Source organism: Sphingomonas sp. UBA978, assembly GCF_002292295.1.
Lineage (GTDB): Bacteria > Pseudomonadota > Alphaproteobacteria > Sphingomonadales > Sphingomonadaceae > Sphingomonas.
This window is the reverse complement of record NZ_DBBS01000021.1, coordinates 178104-198934: the sequence shown is the minus strand read 5'-3', so window position 1 is coordinate 198934 and position 20831 is coordinate 178104. Positions and strand designations below refer to the sequence as shown.

Annotated in this window: 22 protein-coding genes; 11 read left to right on the top strand and 11 right to left on the bottom strand. The window is 67.8% G+C overall.

What is annotated here, in order from left to right:
- Position 1: 1 nt before the first annotated feature.
- From gatB to gatC, 5 genes are read right to left on the bottom strand one after another with little or no spacing between them, the layout of a single operon-like run.
- Positions 2–1471: an Asp-tRNA(Asn)/Glu-tRNA(Gln) amidotransferase subunit GatB gene (gene gatB / locus B2515_RS15945; RefSeq protein ID WP_293878019.1), complete on the bottom strand. Its 1470-nt coding sequence runs from the start codon at positions 1469–1471 to the stop codon at positions 2–4.
- A complete protein-coding gene (locus tag B2515_RS15940; protein WP_293878017.1) occupies positions 1468–1884 on the bottom strand; it encodes a type II toxin-antitoxin system VapC family toxin in 417 nt (138 codons plus the stop codon). The genes gatB and B2515_RS15940 overlap by 4 nt, the downstream gene beginning before the upstream one ends.
- Entirely contained in the window at positions 1881–2183 is a 303-nt protein-coding gene (locus B2515_RS15935) for an AbrB/MazE/SpoVT family DNA-binding domain-containing protein (protein ID WP_293878015.1), read from the bottom strand. The genes B2515_RS15940 and B2515_RS15935 overlap by 4 nt, the downstream gene beginning before the upstream one ends.
- Before the next feature lie 47 nt (positions 2184–2230).
- Positions 2231–3712, bottom strand: a complete 1482-nt coding sequence (gatA, locus tag B2515_RS15930) for an Asp-tRNA(Asn)/Glu-tRNA(Gln) amidotransferase subunit GatA (protein ID WP_293878013.1) — start codon at positions 3710–3712, stop codon at positions 2231–2233.
- Positions 3712–4014 (bottom strand): Asp-tRNA(Asn)/Glu-tRNA(Gln) amidotransferase subunit GatC, encoded by a 303-nt coding sequence (gene gatC / locus B2515_RS15925; RefSeq protein ID WP_293878011.1) that lies wholly within the window; start codon positions 4012–4014, stop codon positions 3712–3714. Before gatC ends, gatA begins: the two co-directional genes overlap by 1 nt.
- 106 nt (positions 4015–4120) lie before the next feature.
- Here gatC and B2515_RS15920 point away from each other — a divergent pair, with 106 nt between their 5' ends.
- Positions 4121–5230 carry a DUF3089 domain-containing protein gene (locus tag B2515_RS15920; RefSeq protein ID WP_293878009.1) on the top strand — a complete coding sequence of 370 codons (1110 nt, stop codon included), beginning with the start codon at positions 4121–4123 and terminating at the stop codon, positions 5228–5230.
- Positions 5227–5688 (top strand): Holliday junction resolvase RuvX, encoded by a 462-nt coding sequence (gene ruvX, locus B2515_RS15915; protein WP_293878007.1) that lies wholly within the window; start codon positions 5227–5229, stop codon positions 5686–5688. Before B2515_RS15920 ends, ruvX begins: the two co-directional genes overlap by 4 nt.
- Positions 5689–5762: 74 nt before the next feature.
- On the opposite strand, the gene B2515_RS15910 is transcribed toward ruvX, so the two are convergent.
- Positions 5763–6236, bottom strand: coding sequence for a hypothetical protein (locus tag B2515_RS15910; protein ID WP_293878005.1), 474 nt, complete (start codon positions 6234–6236; stop codon positions 5763–5765).
- A gap of 339 nt (positions 6237–6575) precedes the next feature.
- Between B2515_RS15910 and B2515_RS15905 the strand changes: the two genes are divergently transcribed.
- Together B2515_RS15905 and B2515_RS15900 are read left to right on the top strand one after the other, a co-directional pair.
- Positions 6576–7559, top strand: a complete 984-nt coding sequence (locus tag B2515_RS15905) for an aspartate carbamoyltransferase catalytic subunit (RefSeq protein ID WP_293878003.1) — start codon at positions 6576–6578, stop codon at positions 7557–7559.
- A complete protein-coding gene (locus B2515_RS15900; protein ID WP_293878001.1) occupies positions 7556–8779 on the top strand; it encodes a dihydroorotase in 1224 nt (407 codons plus the stop codon). The genes B2515_RS15905 and B2515_RS15900 overlap by 4 nt, the downstream gene beginning before the upstream one ends.
- A gap of 120 nt (positions 8780–8899) precedes the next feature.
- Here the strand turns inward: B2515_RS15900 and B2515_RS15895 are convergent, their stop codons facing one another.
- The 3 genes from B2515_RS15895 to B2515_RS15885 are packed head-to-tail and all read right to left on the bottom strand — an operon-like array spanning position 8900 to position 11510.
- The gene (locus B2515_RS15895; RefSeq protein WP_293877999.1) at positions 8900–10231 is read right to left on the bottom strand and encodes an SPOR domain-containing protein; all 1332 of its coding nucleotides are present in this window, start codon (positions 10229–10231) and stop codon (positions 8900–8902) included.
- Between the two features lie 26 nt (positions 10232–10257).
- Positions 10258–10785 carry a hypothetical protein gene (locus tag B2515_RS15890; protein ID WP_293877997.1) on the bottom strand — a complete coding sequence of 176 codons (528 nt, stop codon included), beginning with the start codon at positions 10783–10785 and terminating at the stop codon, positions 10258–10260.
- Between the two features lie 2 nt (positions 10786–10787).
- Positions 10788–11510 carry a ParA family protein gene (locus B2515_RS15885; protein ID WP_293877995.1) on the bottom strand — a complete coding sequence of 241 codons (723 nt, stop codon included), beginning with the start codon at positions 11508–11510 and terminating at the stop codon, positions 10788–10790.
- Between the two features lie 151 nt (positions 11511–11661).
- Between B2515_RS15885 and B2515_RS15880 the strand changes: the two genes are divergently transcribed.
- Complete coding sequence (locus B2515_RS15880) at positions 11662–12693, top strand: SPOR domain-containing protein (RefSeq protein ID WP_293877993.1); 1032 nt, start codon at positions 11662–11664, stop codon at positions 12691–12693.
- A 51-nt stretch (positions 12694–12744) separates the two neighbouring features.
- Here B2515_RS15880 and serB read toward each other — a convergent pair whose 3' ends face one another.
- Complete coding sequence (gene serB / locus B2515_RS15875) at positions 12745–13620, bottom strand: phosphoserine phosphatase SerB (protein ID WP_293877991.1); 876 nt, start codon at positions 13618–13620, stop codon at positions 12745–12747.
- Between serB and miaA the strand changes: the two genes are divergently transcribed.
- The 5 genes from miaA (at position 13619) to B2515_RS15850 (ending at position 19017) form a co-directional block, all read left to right on the top strand.
- Positions 13619–14566 (top strand): tRNA (adenosine(37)-N6)-dimethylallyltransferase MiaA, encoded by a 948-nt coding sequence (gene miaA, locus B2515_RS15870; RefSeq protein WP_293878498.1) that lies wholly within the window; start codon positions 13619–13621, stop codon positions 14564–14566. The two genes, serB and miaA, sit on opposite strands and share 2 nt — an antisense overlap.
- A gap of 66 nt (positions 14567–14632) precedes the next feature.
- Positions 14633–16378 (top strand): acetolactate synthase 3 large subunit, encoded by a 1746-nt coding sequence (locus tag B2515_RS15865; RefSeq protein ID WP_293877989.1) that lies wholly within the window; start codon positions 14633–14635, stop codon positions 16376–16378.
- A gap of 149 nt (positions 16379–16527) precedes the next feature.
- Entirely contained in the window at positions 16528–17043 is a 516-nt protein-coding gene (gene ilvN, locus B2515_RS15860) for an acetolactate synthase small subunit (RefSeq protein ID WP_293877987.1), read from the top strand.
- 160 nt (positions 17044–17203) lie between these two features.
- Entirely contained in the window at positions 17204–18223 is a 1020-nt protein-coding gene (gene ilvC / locus B2515_RS15855) for a ketol-acid reductoisomerase (RefSeq protein WP_163958189.1), read from the top strand.
- A gap of 191 nt (positions 18224–18414) precedes the next feature.
- Positions 18415–19017 carry a YceI family protein gene (locus B2515_RS15850; protein WP_293877982.1) on the top strand — a complete coding sequence of 201 codons (603 nt, stop codon included), beginning with the start codon at positions 18415–18417 and terminating at the stop codon, positions 19015–19017.
- A 19-nt stretch (positions 19018–19036) separates the two neighbouring features.
- Here B2515_RS15850 and B2515_RS15845 read toward each other — a convergent pair whose 3' ends face one another.
- Entirely contained in the window at positions 19037–19432 is a 396-nt protein-coding gene (locus B2515_RS15845; protein ID WP_293877980.1) for a BLUF domain-containing protein, read from the bottom strand.
- Between the two features lie 305 nt (positions 19433–19737).
- Between B2515_RS15845 and B2515_RS15840 the strand changes: the two genes are divergently transcribed.
- The coding region (locus B2515_RS15840; RefSeq protein ID WP_414711413.1) for a 2-isopropylmalate synthase at positions 19738–20831 on the top strand (1094 nt) is incomplete at its 3' end.

Genomic DNA, 20831 nt, shown 5'->3' with positions numbered 1-20831 from the left:
GTCAGCCGAGCGCCTTCCTGAGCAGGTCGTTGACCACCGCCGGATTGGCCTTGCCGCCCATCGCCTTCATCGTCTGGCCAACGAAAAACCCGAAAAGCGTCTCCTTGCCCCCGCGATACTGCGCGAGCTGATTGGGGTTCTTCGCAATCACCTCGGCGATCACCGCCTTGATCGCGCCGGTGTCGCTGGTCTGCTTGAGGCCGCGATCCTCGACGATCTTGGCGGGCGCGTCACCCGTCTCCAGCATCACCTCGAACACCTGCTTGGCGAGGCTGCCCGACAGGGTGCCGTCCGCGACCAGCGCGAGCAATTCCGCCGCCTGCGTCGGCAACACCGGCGACGTGGCGATATCGCGTCCGGTCCGGTTGAGCGCGCCGAACAGCTCTGACGTCGTCCAGTTCGCCGCCGCGACCGGCTTTGCGCCCGCCTCCAGCAACGCGTCGAACCAGCGCGCCGCCTCGACCTCCGCGGTCAGCACGTTCGCCTGATAGGCGGAGATGCCGAGCGCTTCGTAGCGCTTGCGCTTGGCGTCGGGCAGTTCGGGCAGGCTGGCGCGGCACTGGTCGAGGAAATCCTCCTCCAGCTCGAGCGGCAGCAGGTCGGGATCGGGGAAGTAGCGGTAATCGTGCGCGTCTTCCTTCGACCGCATCGACCGCGTCGTGCCGCTCTCGACGTTGAACAGCCGCGTTTCCTGGACGATCCGGCCGCCGTCCTCCAGCACCTCGACCTGCCGCTTCGCCTCATATTCGATCGCCGCCATCACGAAGCGGACCGAATTGACGTTCTTCGTCTCGGTCCGCGTGCCGAGGTCCTCGCCGGGCTTGCGGACGCTGACGTTGACGTCGGCGCGCATCGACCCCTCTTCCATATTGCCGTCGCACGACCCGACATAGCGCAGGATCGCCCGCAGCTTACGCAGATAGGCGCCGGCCTCGGCGGGGGAGCGCATGTCCGGCCGGCTGACGATCTCCATCAGCGCGACGCCCGAACGGTTGAGGTCGACATAGGAGCGGCTGGGATGCTGGTCGTGCATCAGCTTGCCCGCATCCTGCTCGACGTGGATGCGCTCGACGCCGATCACCTTGGTCGCGTCCGGATTCTTGTCGTCCGGGCTGATCTCGATCGAACCCTCGCCCACCAAAGGATGATAGAGCTGGCTGATCTGATAGCCCTGCGGCAGATCGGCGTAGAAATAGTTCTTGCGATCGAACCGCGACCAGCGGTTGATCTGCGCGTCGATCGCCATGCCGGTGCGCACCGCCTGACGGATGCATTCCATGTTCGGCACCGGCAGCATGCCCGGCATCGCCGCATCGACCAGGCTCACCTGCGTGTTCGGCTCCGCACCGAATTCGGTCGCGGCGCCCGAGAACAGCTTGGCGTTCGACGTGACCTGCGCATGGACCTCCAGCCCGATCACGACCTCCCACTCGCCGGTGGCGCCCTGGATGCGATAGCTGGTGTCGGTCATGGATGGGTCTCTGGCGTGATGAGGGTGAGGTCGGGGAAATAGCGGCGGTATAGTTTTGGGTCGCGGGTCAGCAACGATGCGCCTTCGAAAAAAGCATGCGCGCCGATCAGAAAGTCCGGCAGCACCCGGGGATGATCGTCTTCGTACCGGGTACGCCGGAACGACTGGAACCGTTTGCCCGCAAGGAAGGCGGCGGCGGCAGGCAGGGGTCGCGGGACCAGCGACAGTCGGTCAAGCGTCGCCAACAGATCCTCCAACCTATCGAAACTCCAGCTGAGTTCCGCGATCACGACGGCGCTGGCGGCCACCTCGCCCTGCTCCGTCACCATGGCCAGTCGATCAGCCGACCAGTCGAACCACCGGGCATCACGGCGAAAGATGTCGATGACGACGTTGGTATCGACGAAGATCACCAATCCTCTTTCCGCCACGGACGGATGAAATCCATATAATCGTCGGTCGTCACGAAGCCGGTATCGATCGTTCCTGCAACCGACTCGATCTGCGCGCGGATGCGCACCTTACGCTGTTCGTGCGTCTCGGCGGCCCGGCGCGGTAGCACGACGACTTCACCATCGGCGTTGAGGCCGACCGTGATTTCGCCACCGGGCTTCAGACCCACATGGTCGCGCAGATGCTTGGGAATCAGCACCTGCCCCTTGCTGGTCATGTTACCGTCGGCCGACTCCGTGATCGAGCTTTGGGCGTTCATCGCGTTACTCCGGTATTACAAGAGGTAACACTTTCGCTCCCGATCGTCTACCACCACGCCTGCGGCCGCGCCACGAAGCCCGCGCGCTGCTCGATCGCGAGGCCCGCGTTGAGCACGCCCTGCTCGTCGAGCGGCCTGCCGATGATCTGCAACCCCAGCGGCAGCCCGTCCTTGTCGAGCCCGCCCGGCACGCTCATCGCGGGCAGGCCGGCGAGGCTGGAGGGTACGGTAAACACGTCGTTGAGGTACATGGCGATCGGGTCCGCCGATTTCTCCCCCAACGCGAACGCCGCCGACGGCGCGGTCGGGGTCAGCAGCACGTCGCATGTCTTCCAGGCCGCCGCGAAGTCGCGCGCGATCAGTGCCCGCACCTTCTGCGCCTGCGTATAATATGCGTCGTAGAAGCCCGCCGACAGCACATAGGTGCCGATCATGATCCGGCGCTTCACCTCGGCGCCGAAGCCGTCGGCGCGGGTCGCGGCATACATATCCTGCAGCCCCGCCCCCTCGGGCAGGTCGCGCAGGCCGTAGCGCACGCCGTCATAGCGCGCGAGGTTGGAGGACGCCTCCGCCGGCGCGATGATGTAATAGGCGGGCAGCGCATACTTCGTATGCGGCAGCGATACCTCGACGATCTCCGCGCCTGCGTCCTTCAGCCAGTCGATTCCCGACTGCCACAGCGCCTCGATCTCCCCGGGCATGCCGTCGACGCGATATTCCTTGGGAATGCCGACGCGCTTGCCGGCGAGGCTCGGCGACAGGCCCTGCTCCCAGCGCGGCACGTCGAGCTGCAGTGACGTCGCATCCTTCGCGTCGAATCCCGCCATCGCCTCCAGCATGATCGCGCAGTCGCGCACGTCGCGCGCCATCGGCCCCGCCTGGTCGAGACTCGAGGCGAAGGCGATCGTCCCCCAGCGCGAACAGCGGCCATAGGTCGGCTTGATCCCGCTGATCCCGACGAAGGCCGCGGGCTGGCGGATCGAACCACCGGTGTCGGTGCCGGTCGCGCCCGGACACAGGCCCGCGGCGACCGCCGACGAGCTGCCGCCCGACGACCCGCCGGGTGCGAGGGGGGCATTGCTGCCCAGCTTGCGCCACGGCGAGATCACGTTGCCGAACGCGCTCGTCTCGTTCGACGACCCCATCGCGAACTGGTCCATGTTGAGCTTGCCCAGCATCCCCGCGCCCGCATCCCACAGATTCTGCGAGACGGTCGATTCGTAGGTCGGCACGAACCCTTCGAGGATATGGCTCGCCGCCGTCGTCGCGACGCCCTTGGTGCAGAACAGGTCCTTCATCCCGATCGGCACGCCGGCGAGCGGCTTCAGCGTCTCGCCCGCCGCGCGCGCGGCATCGGCGGCGCGCGCCGCAGCGAGCGCATGCTCGGGCGTCTCGACCAGAAAGGCGTTGAGCGGCTTGGCCTTGGCGACCTTCACGACGAAGGCGTCGGCCACCTCGACCGCGGAAAAGGCGCCGCTGCGCACGCCATCGCGGATGCCGGCGATGCCGAGATCGGTTACGTCGGCCATTATTCGATCACCTTGGGAACGGTAAAAAAGCCATGCTCCGCCTGGGGCGCATTGGCCATCAGCGCATCGCGGATGCCACCCCCCGTCAGCGGATCGGCGTTGATGACGTCGTCGCGCAGCCGCAGCTGGTTGGGGATGACCGCGGTCATCGGCTCGATCCCCGCCGTATCGACCTCCCCCAGTTGCTCGATCCAGCCGAGGATGTTGGACAGTTCGGGTGCGAGGCGGGTCGCATCCTCTTCGGTGATCGCGATGCGCGCGAGCGCGGCGACCTTCTTCACGGTGGCGGTGTCTACGGACATGCGGCTGCGCCTAGCAGCGGCGGCTTGCCCTGCGCAACCGCATGTTGCCAGTCCGGCGCCCCTCGTCCATCAGAGCCGCTCCCTGCCCCGTCCGGAACCCGACGCCTTGGCCCGCAAATTCCTCTACGTCTTCGCGTTCCTGATCGCGCTCGTCATCGCCGGCGCCTTCGCCTACCGGATCTACGGCACCGAGATCCTGCGCATGGCGCTGGTCCCGTCGGAGGCGTTCAGGGCGCAGCCCGGCGTCGATCCCGCAATCTATGCCGACAAGGCGATGTGGATCGCCCGCCCGGACATTCCCGGCAACCCCGCGCTCTGGACCCCCGCCGGCTATACGCCGGAGGCGAAACCGAAAGCCGCGGTCTTCTTCATCCACCCGACCTCCTATATCGGCCGCGATCACTGGAACGCGGCGCTCGACGATGCCGAGACCAACGCCCGCGCCGCGATCTTCCTGCGCGGGCAGGCGAGCGCGTTCAACGCCGCCGGCGACATCTGGTCGCCGCGCTACCGGCAGGCGACGTTCGGCGCCTTCCTCACCAGCGTCGCCGATGCCAATCGCGCACTCGACCTCGCCTATGGCGACGTCGCCGCCGCCTTCGCCGCCTTCGTCAAGCAGGTCGACCGGAAACGCCCGCTCATCCTCGCCGGCCACAGCCAGGGCGCGCTCCACCTCACCCGCCTGCTGCGCGAACAGATCGCCGGCAAGCCGATCGCGAAGCGGGTGGTCGCGGCCTACGTGGTCGGCTGGCCGGTATCGGCGAGCACCGACCTCGCCGCGCTCGGCCTGCCGCAATGCACCCGCCCCGACCAGCCGCGCTGCCTGCTGTCGTGGGAAAGCTTCGCCGAACCCGCCGATCCGAGCATGATTACCGATATCTACGACCGGACGAAGGGCTTCGATGGCCGCCCCCGCAAGGATACGGACATGGTCTGCACCAACCCGCTGACCGGCACGCCGGGCGCCGCCGCGCCCGCCACCGCCAATCAGGGCACGCTCTACCCCAGCGAAGACCTCACCACCGCGACGATCGCGCCGGGCAAGGTCCCCGCCCGCTGCGGCCCGCGCGGCTTCCTGCTGATCGGCGAGGCACCGGAGGTCGGCGGCTATGTGCTGCCGGGTAACAATTACCACGTCTACGACTACAGCCTGTTCTGGGCCAACGTCCGGGCCGACGCGCTCCGCCGATTGGCGGCGTTCGGAGCGAAGCGATGATAACGCTCGACCGCGCCGTCTTCCGCGAGGCGCTGCCGCAGGGTGGCCGGCTGCTCGGCCTCGACCTCGGCACCAAGACGATCGGCACCGCGCTGTGCGACGCCGGCTGGAGCTTCGCCAGCCCCGCCGACCTCATCCGCCGCAGCAAGTTCACGCAGGACAAGGCCGCACTCGTCGCGCTCGGGACCGCACAGCACGTCCGCGGCTGGGTGCTCGGTCTGCCCCTCAACCTCGACGGCACCGAAAGCCCGCGCAGCCAGTCGACCCGCGCCTTTGCTAAGAACTGCCAGGACCTCGGCCTGCCGATCCTGCTGTGGGACGAACGCTGGTCGACCGTCGCGGTCGAACGGACGATGATCGAACAGGACATGAGCCGCGCGAAACGGGCCGAACGCATCGACAACCTCGCCGCGGCGCATATCCTGCAGGCGGCGATCGACGCGCTGGTGATGGTCTGACGCAACCATTATACGAAAGACCGAATATCAAAATGACTTTTCCTAGGGCAGCCAGTGTAGCGCGATCTGTGAGATTATTTACTTGTTAAGCTTTTAGATGCCTCATCATGTCTAATATTTTCAATCACTTTGCGAAGCGCGTTTTGCATTAACCCACCTTCCCTCGTACGACTCTGATAATAGCCTTTGGTTTGCCTGGTCAAATAGGCTTTTCTGGGTAGAATACTGCTTGATCCATCAACTAACTCGAATGATAGGCAGTCTTCATTGACGCGCCTAAACTTTACAGTTGCTAGGGTCACTGGCTTGGCATTGATCCAGTCAAAAACACGAAGTTTAATATTTTCGCCTGAAGCAGCACCTTTCATCTGCGCCTCCGGAAAAACGTAGTGTTTACTCAGCCCCTCAGACATAATCTCACCCGTGACTAGGCCCTTCCTATTTTCAAAGCGGAGACTCACGTCCAGTCCACTACTGCGCATTTCAGCCCCGGCCTCAATTTCGTCAATATTTCCAACCTCATATGGATTAAATTCGCAGCTCTGCACCAAACTTCAATCCCCGGAAAAACGGTAATCCACCGGATTCCAAAGGCCCATGCTTTCCGCTGCTGACGGGAACTCCTTTCGGAACTCGTTTATCTTTCCCGGACAATTGAGAAAGCCCATGAATACAGCGGCAATCCATCCAGATGACGAGATTATTACCTTTTCCCAATTTCGGGGTTGTGATTTTATGAGCTGGGAAGTGGGATCAGTCACAGTGCACCGTCAAGCCAGGTGTCAAATCGCATCATAGGTTACAACTATCCAGAATGAATTCGCGAGTGATACTCCACGCGTCCCCCGCTTGCCCCCGCCCCGCCCCGGCGCTACCCGGCGCCCTTGATGCAACGCTCGGACCACCGCCCCGCCGCCCTGATCGAGGGAGGCGCCGTCTTCCCGCACCGGCATTTGACCGGCATCGACGGGCTTCAGCCGCATGAGATCGCGTTCCTGCTCGACGAGGCGGAGACGTGGGTCGGCGCCAACCGCAGCCATGCCGCGCCCGACAAGCGCCTCGCCGGTCTGACGCAGATCAACGCCTTCTTCGAAAACAGCACGCGCACGCTGCTGAGCTTCGAGATCGCCGGCAAGCGGCTCGGCGCGGACGTCGTCAACATGCATGCCGCGACGTCGAGCGTGAAGAAGGGTGAGACGCTGATCGACACCGCGCAGACGCTGAACGCGATGCGCGCCGACGTGATCGTGATCCGCCATATGTCGTCGGGCGCGGTGCGGCTGATCGCCGACAAGGTCGATTGCCCGGTGCTCAACGCCGGCGACGGGCGCCACGAACATCCGACGCAGGCGCTGCTCGATGCGCTGACGATCCGCCGGCGCCGGGGCAGCATCGCCGGGCAGCACGTGGTGATCTGCGGCGACGTGCTGCACAGCCGCGTCGCGCGCTCGAACATCCTCGCGCTGACCGCGCTCGCGGCGGAGGTGCGGGTCTGCGCGCCGTCGACGCTGATGCCCGCCGCGATCGAGCGGATGGGGGTGACGCCGTTCACCGATTTCGACGCGGCGCTGGCCGGTGCCGACGTCGTCATGATGCTGCGCGTCCAGAACGAGCGGATGGCGGGCGGCTACATCCCCTCCAGCCGCGAATACCGGATGCGCTACGGCCTGACACCGGAGCGGCTGGCGAAGCTGCCGGATGCGCTGGTCATGCACCCCGGCCCAATGAACCGCGGGGTGGAGATCGATTCGGCCGTCGCCGACGGGCCGCAATCGGCGATCACGGAACAGGTGGAGATGGGTGTGGCGGTGCGGATGGCGTGTCTGGATGTCCTCACCCGCCGCGCGCGCGGCGTGGAGGGCTGGGCATGAGCACGATCGCCTTCCTGAACGCCCGCCTCGCCTGCCCGGTCGGCGGCGTGACGTCCGGCGGCCTGCTGGTCCGCGACGGCGCGATCGTCGCATCGGGGACGTTCGAAATGCCGTCCGACGCGACGACCGTCGACTGCGGCGGCCGGACGCTCGCGCCCGGCATCGTCGACCTCGGCGTGTTCCGGATCGATCGCGCCGCCTTCCGCGCCGGCGGCATCGTCCGCGTCGCGCTGATGCCCGACGGCAACCGCGTGCTCGACGATCCCGGCATCGTCCAGCGTGCCGCGCTGATCGGCAAGCCGGACCTGTGGATCCACCCGATCGCCGCGGCGACGCGCGGCCTCGAGGGCCGTGACATGGCGGAAATGGCGGTCTGCGCCTCCGCCGGCGCACGGGCGGTCGGCACCGGGCGGCACTGGATCGCGGACAGCGGCGTGATGCTGCGCGTGCTCGCCTACGCCCGCGACCTCGACATCGCGGTCGTCGCGCATGCCGAGGACGGCGGCCTCACCGCGGGCGCGGTGACCACCGATGGCGAGACGGCGACGCGGCTCGGCCTGCCCTCCGCGCCGGCGGTGGCCGAGGCGCTGGCGGTGGCACGCGACCTGATGCTCGCGGAGGAGAGCGGTGCGCGGCTGCACATCCGTCAGGCGACCACCGCCGCCGCTTTCGACCTGATCCGCGCCGCCAAACGACGCGGCGTGCGCGTCACCTGCGGCATCACGCCGGCGCATCTGCATCTGTCCGACATCGCGATGAGCGATTTCCGCACCTACGCCCATCTCTCGCCGCCATTGCGCAGCGAGGGCGACCGGCAGGCGGCGCTGGCCGCGGTGAAGGACGGGACGATCGACGTGCTCGCCTCGGGCCACGATCCGCACGGACCAGAGGAAAAGCGCCTGCCCTTCGCCGATTCGGCGGCGGGCATGGCCGGGGCGGAGACGTTGCTGCCGCTCGGGCTGATGCTGGTGCGCGACGGCCTGCTGCCGCTCGAACGGCTGCTGGCGATGCTGTCCGCCAATCCGGCAAAGGTGCTGGGGCTCGACACGGGTACGCTGGAGCCGGGCAAGCCCGCCGACCTGATGCTCTTCGACGCCGACACGCCGTGGCAGATCGACGGCACCGCCTTCGTCGGGTCGGAGGGCAACACCCCCTTCGACGGCCTGCCCGTCCAGGGCCGCGTGCTGCGGCTGTGGAAGGCGGGCCGGGAGATCGCCTAGGGTCGATCGCCATTCAGATGATGACGTGCCGAAAACGGTGGTTTCGCGCGACCCGGAGCGCAGCGTGCTAACGGTAAGTGAGCGCCGGAAGCGCGCGAAACCGCTGTTTGCAGATCGGCCCTAGCGCGAGGCCATCTGCACCGGGGTGCGCAGCCATTGCGCCATGCGGTCGCCGGCCTCGCGGCGGACGAAACAGGCACCGCCCCTGGCGCGATAGGCGCGGCACATGTCGTCGGCCGCGTCGCGGGTGAAGCCGCCGACCGACAGACGATAGAGCGACCCTTGCGCCGCGGCGACCATCGTCCCCGTCGGCTGGTGGCCCGACAAGGTGGCGAAGCGGCGTGTCGCGCTGTCCCATCCGGACCGGGCGACCGCGGCGTTGCGGAAGGCGCCGATCTGCACGAACCAGTCGCCGCCGGCCGCGGCACGCGCGCGGACGAACGGCTTGGCGGCCGGCACCATCTGCACCACCCGCGCGGACGCGGCCGGCGTCGCCAGCGCGACGCGGGTCGGCGTGGCGGCGGCGCGGATCAGCGGCGCGGGCAGCGGCTGCACCACCTCGATCCGCGGCCCGAACGTCACCTTCGCAAGCGACACCTTGGCGAATTGCGCCTCGGGCGTTTCGGCAGGCGCCGGCGCGGCGACAGGCGCCGCGGTGGCGACCTGCTCCGGCGCGTCCAGCACCGGCGTCACCGGTACCGCGGCGTTGAGCGCGAGCGCGACCGGACGGCCGCCATCGGCCACCGGGATCACGCCGAGCAGCGTGGCGACCTGATCTGACGCCCCCCGCGGCTGCGCGAACGCCGCCCATTGTTCCAGCCGCGCGTCGAGGTCGGCGGCCGACAGGTCCGCCGCCGCCGCGACCCGCGCCATGTTCCACTGCCCGGCCAGCGCATAACTGAGCGCAAGATTCTGCCGGATCTTGGCGTTCGCCCCCGGCGCGCGTGCCGCGGCGTTGAGGATCTCGATCGCGGCCGCGGGATTGCCGGCGAGTGCGGTCGCGAGGCCGAGGTCGCCGACCGGAATCGCCGCCGCATTGGCGTGCAGCGTCGCCTGCGCCGCCGCCCAGTCGCCGGTGGAGACCTGCGTCAGCGCGAGGTTGAGCGCCGCCTTGCCGTTCGCCGGATACAGCTGGACGACGTCCGCGAACGTGTCGCGCGCCGACGGGAAACGCCCTGCCTGCAGATAGCTCTGGCCGAGCAGCATGCGATAGCCGGCGTCGCGCGGCGCCAGCGCCACCGCATCCTCCGCGAAGCGCACGGCAGTGGCGACGTCGCGCTTGGCGAGCGCGCGCGCCGCCTTGTCGGCGTTGCGCGCCGCGGCCTTCGCCGCCTGCGCGTCGCTGCGGTCACCCGCCGAGGCGATGCGGCCGGTCGAACCGGTGCAGCCGACCATCGTGCCGCCGAGCACCAGCGCGGACATGCCGAAGGTCAGGATCAGACGTGGTGTCATCGGGTGTTTCCCCAGATCTTGGTCGGTTACCGGGCGGCCTTGGCCGGCGGCAGCTGCGCGACGAGCGCCTCCACCTCCGGTACGGCACCGAGCAGCGCGTCGAGCGCCTCGGTCACCAGGTCCTGCGCGGAGCGGTTCGTGATCGCGGAGGCGAGCCGCAACCGCAGGTGCCGGTCGGCATCGACCCGCAGCGTGAAAGCCGCCTTGCCGCCATGCTGCGTCTCGCGCCGGATGCGCGTCGCGGTGGCGACGGACACCGATTTGGTCGCTTCGGGCGATCCGATCTGCGCGGCGAGCAATTCGCGCTGGACGAGCACGGTCGGCACCGGGCCGGTAGAAACCGGACCTGCCGCCACGACCGGTGCCGCGACCACGGGTGCAGCGACTGGCGCAGGTGCCTCGTTGGTCCCCATGTCGTTCCAGCCGAGATCGTCGGCCGCCTGGCCGCCGCCGAAGCCGCCGAACCCCTGGCTGCGCATCGCCGGCCGCGCCTGCCCCTTGCGGGCGAGCAGACCCGACGACAGCGATGCCATCGGCTTGGACGATCCGAACATGCTCACCCTCCCACCACGCGGCGGCCGAAGCCGCTCGCCGCGGGACGCTGGCCGAAGCCGGGTCCGCCGGAGACGGTCGGCACGCTGAACACGGTGCGGCGGAAGTTCTTTTCCAGCCGGTCGGCGACATAGGTCCATAGCTGCGCGATCTCGCCCGCCGACTTGCCGTTCGGATCGACCTCCATCACGGTACGGCCATCGATCATCGACGCGGCGAAGTCGGTGCGCTGATGGATGGTGATCGGTGCGACGGTGCCGTGCTGCGACAGCGCGACCGCGGCGTCGGAGGTGATCCGCGCCTTGGGCGTCGCCGCATTGACGACGAAGATCAGCGGCTTGCCGGCGCGGTCGCACAAATCGACGGTGGCGCCGACCGCGCGCAGGTCGTGCGGGCTGGGGCGGGTCGGCACCACGACCAGTTCGGACACGTTGATGACGCTCTGGATCGCCATGGTGATCGCGGGCGGCGTATCGATCATCGCGAGCTTGAAGCCCTGCTGGCGCAGCACCTCCAGATCGGCCTGCAACCGCGCGACGGTGGTCTGCGCGAACGCCGGATATTCCGCCGTGCGCTCGTTCCACCATTCCGACAGGCTGCCCTGCGGATCGATGTCGATCAGCACGACCGGGCCATGCCCCGCCAGCTGCGCCTGCACGGCCAGATGCCCGGACAAGGTCGTCTTGCCCGATCCACCCTTTTGCGATGCCATCGCGAGAACGCGCATAGGCCCCCTTTAAAAATTATCGCTATTTCCGGACGCAGACCTGCCAGAGCGGGGCTAAGAAGCGGTTAATGGGGGCAATCGTGCGATCGCGCTTTGCCTGCGGGCACAGCCGGGGCATGATGCGGCCGGGACGGTCGAAAGGGTGACAGGCATGCGGAATACGGGTTGGATCGCGGGCGCTGTGCTTGCCGCGAGCCTCGCCGGAGCGGCGCCGGCGGCGGCACAGAACGTCAAGGCCGGCGTCGACGCCTGGGGGCGCGGCGACTTCAATGCGGCGGTGACGCAGTGGCGCGGCCCCGCGGTGGCGGGCGATGCCGATGCGCAGTTCAACCTCGGGCAGGCGTACAAGCTCGGCCGCGGCGTTCCGCTCGACCCGGCGCTGGCGGAAAGCTGGTTCCGCAGGGCGGCGCTGCAGGGCCATCAGCAGGCGGAGGACAATTACGGCCTCGCCCTGTTTCAGGCGGGTCGCAAATCCGAAGCCGCGCCGTGGCTGGAAAAGTCGGTGCAGCGCGGCGAGCCGCGCGGCCAGCTGGTGCTCGGCACGATGCTGTTTAACGGCGACGGCGTCGCGCGCGACTATCCCCGCGCCTATGCGCTGATGACGCTGGCGTCGCAGGCGGGGCTGAAGTCCGCGTCGGAGACGCTCGCGCAGATGGACCAGTATATCACCCCCGCCGACCGCGAGCGCGGCACCGCGCTGACCCGCCGTTACACCGCCGACCTGCGCAATGCGCCCGCGCAAGGCAGCCGCGGCGGCATGATGGCGATCGAGTCCACCGCTCCGCGCCGCCCGGTCGCCACCATCCCTGCCGCGCAGCCGCGCCCCGTCAAGCTGCCGCCGCGTGGCGGACCGGAGCGCGTGCCGGCGCCCTCGCCCGACCGCCCGGTCAACGATCGCATCGCCGCGCACGAATCGCGCCCGGCTCCGGCGCGGCCGGCCCCGGTGAAACCCGCGCCCGCCGCAACCGGCGGCGCGTGGAAGATCCAGCTCGGCGCATTCAGCACGCAGGCGAACGCCCAGACGCAATGGTCGCGGGTCCGCGGCAAGCTCGGCAACGCACAGCCGGTCTATGCCAAGGCGGGCAATGTCATCCGCCTGCAGGCGGGCGGCTTCGCATCGAAGGCGGCGGCGCAAAAGGCATGCACCGCGTCGGGCGTGTCGTGCGTGGTGGTCGCGCCATGACTCCCGCGCGCCCATCTCCCCCTCCCATCGGGTAAGGTCAGGCGCCGACCGTCAGGCCACCCATTCCGACCGCCTGTACCCCTGCGCATATAACAGCGCCGACAGGTCGCCGTGATCGATCCGCGCGCCGGCCGCGGCGGCGACGATCGGCTTGGCGTGATAGGCCACGCCCAGCCCGGCGCGCCGGATCATCGCCAGATCGTTCGCACCGTCGCCGACCGCCAGCGACACCGCCGGGTCGATCCCGCGGCGATCGATCGCCGCGAGCAACGTTTCCTCCTTCGTCGCCGACCCGACGATCGGCTTGGCGACCTTGCCGGTCAGCCGGCCGTCCGCGATCAGCAGCACGTTGGCGATCGCCCGGTCGAAGCCGATCCCGGCCGCCACCGGTTCGGCGAAACGGGTGAAACCGCCCGACACCAGCACCGCCTCCGCGCCATGCGCCCGCATCGTCCGCACCAGCGCCCTGGCGCCCGGCATGATCTGCACCCGCTCGGCAAGACATTGCGCGATGACGCTCTCGCTCAACCCTTCCAGCAGCGCGACGCGCGCATCGAGCGCGCCCTCGAAATCGAGCTCGCCGCGCATCGCCGCCTCGGTCACCGCCGCGACCTCGGCCTTGATCCCGGCATAATCGGCCAGCTCGTCGATGCATTCGACGGTAATCATCGTCGAATCCATGTCGGCGACGATCAGCGCCTTGCGTCGTGTCGCGGTCGGCTGGACCACCACGTCGACCGCCGCGAACGCCCCCTCCAGCGCGATCCGCGCCGCGCCGAGATCGGCGGCGAACGGCAGGTCGGCGGCGACGCCCTCCTCCAGCCACGCCCCCGCGCCCGGCGCGCAACCCGCCGCCGCCAGCCGATCGGCCGCCGCCGGGATATCGCCTGCGGCAAGTGCATCGCCTATGAGCGTCGCCGTGAACATCGCTGCCTCCCACCCGAAACCGGGGCCAAAATTGCCGGTGGCGCTCATCGCAGGGCCGACCGCCAGCGGCAAGTCCGCCGCGGCGATCGCGCTGGCACAGGCCCATGACGGCGTCGTCATCAACGCCGACGCCAGCCAGGTCTACGCCGACCTTCGCGTCCTAACCGCCCGCCCGGACGCGGTAGAGGAGGCGCAGGCGCCGCACCGCCTGTTCGGCCATGTCGATGCCGCCGACGCCGGCTATTCCGCCGCGCGCTGGGCCACCGAGGCGCGCGCCGCCATCGCCGCGGCGCATGAGGCGGGCCGGCTGCCGATCCTCGTCGGCGGCACCGGCCTGTACCTGCGCACCTTGCTCGACGGTATCGCCCCCGTCCCCGCGATCGATCCGGACGTCCGCGCCGCGGTCCGCGCGCTGCCCGTTGCCGAGGCGCACCGCTGCCTCGCGATCGAGGATCCGCAGGCCGCCGCCCGCCTCGCCCCCGCCGACACGACGCGGGTCGCCCGCGCGCTCGAGGTCGTGCGCTCGACCGGCCGTCCGCTCGGCGTATGGCAGCAGGCGCGCGTCGGCGGGATCGGCGATGCCATCGCGATTGCGCCTGCGATCCTGCTGCCCGATCGCGACACTCTGCTCGCCCGCATCGATGCCCGGTGCGAAGCGATGTTCGCCGGCGGCGCGGTCGAGGAGGTCGCTACCCTGCTCGGCCGCGACGACATCACGACCGATGCGCCGATCCGCCGCGCGATCGGCGTTCCCCCGATCGCCGCGATGCTCTCGGGCGCCTGCTCCCGCGCGGACGCCCTCGCGCAGGTGCAGTTGGACACGCGCCGCTACGCCAAGCGACAGTACACATGGTTCCGCAACCAACCGCCGTCCGACTGGGTAAGGACGACAGATTCAATCCAATTACGTTCTTCGATAGCAAGTTTGTTACAAGGACAGGGTTGACCCCGCGGTGCAGCACGTCTACCCGCCCCTGCCAGCAACCCAGTGCAACACAAGTGGAGACGAACCGTGGGCGAAAAGAGCGGAGCAGACATCCTGGTCGAGGCGCTGTGCGATCTCGGCGTGGAGGTCGTGTTCGGCTACCCCGGTGGGGCGGTCTTGCCGATCTACGACGCCATGTTCCGGTCGGGACGGCTGAAGCACATCCTCGTCCGCCACGAACAGGCGGCGACGCATGCGGCGGAGGGCTATGCCCGCTCGACCGGCAAGCCGGGCGTCGTGCTCGTCACCTCCGGTCCCGGCGCGACCAATGCGGTCACCGGCATCACCGACGCGCTGATGGATTCGATCCCGATGGTCGTCATCACCGGGCAGGTCCCGACCGCGCTGATCGGCACCGACGCGTTTCAGGAAGCCGACACGGTCGGCATCACGCGCCACTGTTCGAAGCACAATTATCTGGTCAAGGACCCGGCGAAGCTCGGCGACACGATCCATGAGGCGTTCCATATCGCGACCTCGGGCCGCCCCGGTCCGGTCGTCGTCGATATCCCCAAGGACGTGCAGGTCGCGACCGCGCGCTACACCAAGCCCGGTCCGATCCAGCACAAGACCTATCGCCCGCAGGTGAAGGCGCCGCAGACGCAGATCGAGCAGGTCGTCGACATGCTCGCCGCGGCCGAGCGCCCGATCCTCTATACCGGCGGCGGCATCATCAATGCGGGACCTGCGGCATCGCAGCTGCTGCGCGAGCTGGCGCGGATCACCGGTGCGCCGGTCACCTCGACGCTGATGGGCCTCGGCTGTTTCCCCGCCTCGTCCGACCAGTTCCTCGGCATGCTCGGCATGCACGGTACGTACGAGGCGAACATGGCGATGAACCAGGCCGATCTGGTCGTCGCGATCGGCAGCCGATTCGACGACCGCGTCACCGGCCGGCTCGACGCGTTCAGCCCGAACAGCCGCAAGGTCCATATCGACATCGACCGGTCGAGCGTGAACAAGAACGTCCGCGTCGACCTCGCGATCATCGCCGATGCCGGCCATGCGATGGAGGACATGGTCCGCATCTGGAAATCGCGCCAGCATCCGAAACCGGATACGCGCGACTGGTGGCACCGGATCGAGGGCTGGCGCGCGGTCAAGAGCCTCGACTTCCCGGAAAACGGCGAGGCGATCATGCCGCAGCGCGCGATCCGCGCGCTGTGGGAGGCGACGCACGCCCGCGATCCGATCATCACGACCGAGGTCGGCCAGCACCAGATGTGGGCCGCGCAGCATTTCGGGTTCGAAAAGCCCAACAAGTGGCTGACCAGCGGCGGCCTCGGCACGATGGGCTATGGCCTGCCCGCCGCGATCGGCGCGCAGCTCGGCAATCCCAAGGCTTTGGTCATCGACATCGCCGGCGAAGCCAGCATCCAGATGAACATCCAGGAGCTGGCGACCGCCTCGCAATACCGGCTGCCGGTCAAGATATTCATCCTCAACAACGAATATATGGGGATGGTCCGCCAGTGGCAGGAGCTGACCTATGAGAGCCGCTATGCCGAAAGCTATTCGGACAGCCTGCCCGACTTCGTGAAGCTCGGCGAGGCCTATGGCTGGAAGGGCATCCGCATCGACACGATGGGCGAGCTCGACGATGGCATCGCCGCGATGCTCGACCATGACGGCCCGGTCATCGTCGACTGCCGCGTCGCCAAGCTGGCGAACTGCTTCCCGATGATCCCGTCAGGCGCGGCGCACACCGACATGATCCTGCAGGCCAACGAGGTGTCGGGTACGATGGACGACGAGGCCAAGGCGCTGGTCTGACCGAAACACGCCCCTCCCTTTCAAGGGAGGGGTTGGGGTGGGTGGAGTGCTCGCGATACGGCGCAACGTGGCGCCCCGCTCTCCGTACACCGCCAGGACGCCACCCACCCCCGACCCCTCCCCGCAAGGGAGGGGAGCGAGAGACGAACATGCACATCAAGACCGAAGCTTCCGAACGCCATACGCTGGCGGTGATCGTCGACAACGAACCGGGCATCCTCGCCCGGATCGCCGGCCTGTTCACCGCGCGCGGCTACAATATCGAAAGCCTGACGGTGTCGGAGATCACCGCCGACAAATCGGTCAGCCGCATCACCATCGTCACCAGCGCCTCGCCGGCGACGATGGAACAGATCATGGCGCAGCTCGATCGCCTCGTGCCGGTCCACAAGGTCACCGACCTGACCGCGCAGGGTGCGCACGTCGAGCGCGAGCTGGCGCTCATCAAGGTGCGCGGCACCGGCGACCACCGGATCGAGGCGCTGCGCCTCGCCGACGTCTACCGTGCCCGCGTCGTCGATGCGACGACCAGCAGCTTCGTGTTCGAGGTCACCGGCTCGATCGAGAAGATCGACAAGTTCGTCGAGCTGATGGGCGAGGTCGGCCTGATCGAGGTCGCCCGCACCGGCATCGTCGCCATCAGCCGCGGCAAGGAAGCGGCGTAGCAGATTCCCTCTCCCGTCGGGAGAGGGAGGGAGCGGCGCAGTCGCGGAAGGGTGAGGGCAGTAGCGGCCCCTACCCTCACCAACTCTGGCTAGGCAGCACGCTGCCAAGCCTTCGTATCCTCTCCCGATGGGAGAGGCAGAGATAGCAAAGGGACATGACATGAAAGTCTATTACGATCGCGACGCCGATCTGAATCTCATCACCGACAAGAAGATCGCGATCGTCGGTTACGGATCGCAGGGTCACGCCCATGCGCAGAATCTGCGCGACAGCGGCGTCAAGGACGTGGCGATCGCGCTGCGCGAAGGGTCGGCGACCGCGAAGAAGGCGATCGACGCCGGCTTCAAGGTGCTGTCGAACAAGGAAGCGGCGCAATGGGCCGACATCGTCATGATCCTCGCCCCCGACGAACATCAGGCGGCGATCTGGGACGCGGACCTCAAGGGCAACATGAAGCCCGGCGCCGCGCTCGCCTTCGCACACGGCCTCAACGTGCACTTCGGCCTGATCGAGCCGCCGCAGGACATCGACGTCATCATGATCGCGCCCAAGGGCCCCGGCCACACGGTGCGCAGCGAATACGTCCGCGGCGGCGGCGTCCCCTGCCTGATCGCGATCCATCAGGACGCCAGCGGCAACGCCCATGACGTCGCTCTTGCGTATGCATCGGGCGTCGGCGGCGGCCGTTCGGGCATCATCGAAACCAACTTCCGCGAGGAATGCGAAACCGACCTGTTCGGCGAGCAGGCCGTTCTCTGCGGCGGCATCACCCACCTGATCCAGGCGGGCTTCGAGACGCTGACCGAGGCCGGTTACGCGCCGGAAATGGCCTATTTCGAATGCCTCCACGAAACCAAGCTGATCGTCGACCTGCTCTATGAGGGCGGCATCGCCAACATGCGCTATTCGATCAGCAACACCGCCGAATATGGCGACATCGTCACCGGCCCGCGGATCATTACCGACGAGACCAAGGCCGAAATGAAGCGCGTCCTCGCCGACATCCAGTCGGGCCGCTTCGTCAAGAACTTCGTCCTCGACAACCGCGCCGGCCAGCCCGAGCTCAAGGCCAGCCGCAAGCAGGCCGCCGCGCATCCGATCGAGAAGGTCGGCACCGAATTGCGCGCGATGATGCCGTGGATCGGCGCCAACAAGCTGGTCGACAAGGACAAGAACTGACGATCGGCGCTCACCCTCACCCTCCCGCCGCTTCGCGCCTCCTTCCCTCTCCCATCGGGGGAGGGGAAAGACGCCGAAGGCGGCGAAGGGTGAGGGCGACGCACCCACGAACGATCCGTTTCGGCTTTAGCGCTTCCTCAGCGCGCCAAGCCATGGCTAAACCTTCGAAACAATTCTTCGGAGCTTCCACCATGCGCCTCATTCTCGCCGCCCTTATCGCCGCCGCGGCGGTCCCCGCCATTGCCCAGACCGGCCTGCCGGGCACGCAGAGCAAGGCTCCGGTCACCGCCGGCACCTACAAGGTCGATCCCGCGCACACGCAGGTGACGTGGACGCTCAACCACATGGGGTTCAGCATGCTCAGCGGCCAGTTCGGCGCGCAGAACGGCACGCTGACGATCGACCCCGCCAAGCCCGCCGCGACCAAGCTCGACGTCACCTTCGCGATCGACCAGCTGTCGGTCACCTCGGCGCAGTTCGCCGGCCACCTGAAGTCGAAGGACTTTTTCGACGCCGCGACCTATCCGACCGCGCGCTTCGTCTCGACCGGCGTCGTCGCCAGCGGCGACACCGCGAAGATCACCGGCAACCTGACGATCAAGGACCAGACCAAGCCGGTCACGATCGACGCGACCTTCGTCGGCGCCGGCACCAATCCGATGAGCAAGAAGGTCAACTTCGGCTTCCGCGGCACCGCGACGATCAAGCGCAGCGACTTCGGCCTCGGCTATGCGACGCCGGTCGTCGCCGATTCGGTGAAGCTCGACATCAACGCCGCCTTCGCCGCGCAATGATCCCCGCCGGCGCGCGGCATCACGCCGCGCGCCGGACCTTGGCGAACCCCTCGAACGTGGCGCGCACCGTCGGGTCGGCGTTGGCGGTCAGATGCGCGACGCGATCGAGCGCCGATGCGTCCTCTTCGCCCGGCGCCTTATAGGCCATCGCCCATGCGCCGAATTCGCGCATCGCGATATCGCGACTCGACAGCAGCACGAGCGCATGATGCCGCTCGTCCCGCTGGATGCGCGCGAAGGTGGCGTCGACCGCCGCCGCCTCGCCTTCCAGCGCCTGCAAAAACCGCTTGCCGTCGAAAAACAGCAGTCCGGTGATCCCCGCCGCGGCATTGTTGCGGCGCGACTGGGCAAGGATCGCGGCCGGATCGACCGCCGCCTGACGCCGTATGCTGCTGATATAGACGAGTTGCCGCATCGTAAGTCGTTCCCAACACAGGTTAAGGGGACGAACGACCGTCCCTCTTGCCGATACCGCAGGCGGGTTAACCATTGGTCACCACGGCTACGGCGCCCGCCACCGTGCCGTCGCCCGGGGTGGACAAGTCCGACCGGCTCGGCCATGAACCCGCTCCTATGGAGCGCGCCTGCACCCTGCTGCGACTTATCCGCCCTTAGGGCGGCGATTGCTCCTGCACGCTTCCCTAAGGGCCGGATAACGCTTCAGCGCCACCCCCGCCGCGTGTGACCCGATGGTCCGCGGCGCCAAGACGGGACCGACACATGCTCCGCGATCCATCGACCAAATACCGCCCCTTCCCCACCATCGACCTGCCCGACCGGCGCTGGCCGTCGAACGTCATCACGCGCGCGCCGCGCTGGCTGTCGACCGACCTGCGCGACGGCAATCAGGCGCTGATCGACCCGATGGACGCGGAGAAGAAGACCCGCTTCTTCGACCTGCTGGTCAAGACCGGGCTCAAGGAGATCGAGGTCGGCTTTCCCAGCGCCGGCGCGACCGAATTCGACTTCATCAGCGGGCTGGTGAAGACCGGCCGCATCCCCGACGACGTGTTCGTACAGGTGCTGACCCAGTCGCGCCGCGACCTGATCGAAACGACCTTCGCCTCGCTCGATGGCGCGAAGCAGGGTATCGTCCACCTCTACAACGCCGTCTCGCCGGCATGGCGCAAGATCGTGTTCGGCATGACCCGCGACGAGGTGAAGCGGATCGCGGTCGAGGGCGCCAAGGTGCTGCGCGACGAGGCGGCGAAGCGCCCGGACACCGACTGGCATTTCGAATACAGCCCCGAAACCTTCTCGACCGCCGAACTCGATTTCTCGGTCGAAGTCTGCGCCGCGGTGATGGACGTGCTGCGCCCGACCGTCGACAGGCCGATCATCTTCAACCTGCCCGCGACGGTCGAATGCGCGACGCCCAACGTCTATGCCGACCAGATCGAATGGTTCGGCCGCAACATCCCCAACCGCGACTGCGTCGTGATCTCGCTCCACACCCACAACGACCGCGGCACCGGCGTCGCCGCGGCCGAACTGGGGCTGATGGCGGGCGCCGACCGGGTCGAGGGCTGCCTGCTCGGCAACGGCGAGCGTACCGGCAATTGCGACCTCGTGACCGTCGCGCTCAACATGTACACGCAGGGCGTATCGCCGAACCTCGACCTGTCGGACATCGACGCCATCGTGAAGACGGTCGATTATTGCACCAACATCCCCGTCCACCCGCGCACCCCCTATGCCGGCGACCTTGTCTTCACCGCCTTCTCGGGCAGCCATCAGGATGCGATCAAGAAGGGCTTCGCCGCGCAGGCGGCGCGCAACGACGCCCTGTGGGAAGTGCCCTATCTGCCGATCGA

Excerpts from the sequence above, each read along its gene's own strand:
- B2515_RS15895 (WP_293877999.1), bottom strand. The coding sequence starts at position 10,231 with ATGACACCACGTCTGATCCTGACCTTCGGCATGTCCGCGCTGGTGCTC.
- B2515_RS15880 (WP_293877993.1), top strand. The coding sequence starts at position 11,662 with ATGCGGAATACGGGTTGGATCGCGGGCGCTGTGCTTGCCGCGAGCCTC.
- B2515_RS15845 (WP_293877980.1), bottom strand. The coding sequence starts at position 19,432 with ATGCGGCAACTCGTCTATATCAGCAGCATACGGCGTCAGGCGGCGGTC.
- gatA (WP_293878013.1), bottom strand. The coding sequence starts at position 3,712 with ATGGCCGACGTAACCGATCTCGGCATCGCCGGCATCCGCGATGGCGTG.
- B2515_RS15890 (WP_293877997.1), bottom strand. The coding sequence starts at position 10,785 with ATGTTCGGATCGTCCAAGCCGATGGCATCGCTGTCGTCGGGTCTGCTC.
- B2515_RS15935 (WP_293878015.1), bottom strand. The coding sequence starts at position 2,183 with ATGAACGCCCAAAGCTCGATCACGGAGTCGGCCGACGGTAACATGACC.
- serB (WP_293877991.1), bottom strand. The coding sequence starts at position 13,620 with ATGTTCACGGCGACGCTCATAGGCGATGCACTTGCCGCAGGCGATATC.
- B2515_RS15885 (WP_293877995.1), bottom strand. The coding sequence starts at position 11,510 with ATGCGCGTTCTCGCGATGGCATCGCAAAAGGGTGGATCGGGCAAGACG.
- ilvC (WP_163958189.1), top strand. The coding sequence starts at position 17,204 with ATGAAAGTCTATTACGATCGCGACGCCGATCTGAATCTCATCACCGAC.
- ruvX (WP_293878007.1), top strand. The coding sequence starts at position 5,227 with ATGATAACGCTCGACCGCGCCGTCTTCCGCGAGGCGCTGCCGCAGGGT.
- gatC (WP_293878011.1), bottom strand. The coding sequence starts at position 4,014 with ATGTCCGTAGACACCGCCACCGTGAAGAAGGTCGCCGCGCTCGCGCGC.
- ilvN (WP_293877987.1), top strand. The coding sequence starts at position 16,528 with ATGCACATCAAGACCGAAGCTTCCGAACGCCATACGCTGGCGGTGATC.
- B2515_RS15905 (WP_293878003.1), top strand. The coding sequence starts at position 6,576 with ATGCAACGCTCGGACCACCGCCCCGCCGCCCTGATCGAGGGAGGCGCC.
- B2515_RS15900 (WP_293878001.1), top strand. The coding sequence starts at position 7,556 with ATGAGCACGATCGCCTTCCTGAACGCCCGCCTCGCCTGCCCGGTCGGC.
- gatB (WP_293878019.1), bottom strand. The coding sequence starts at position 1,471 with ATGACCGACACCAGCTATCGCATCCAGGGCGCCACCGGCGAGTGGGAG.
- B2515_RS15850 (WP_293877982.1), top strand. The coding sequence starts at position 18,415 with ATGCGCCTCATTCTCGCCGCCCTTATCGCCGCCGCGGCGGTCCCCGCC.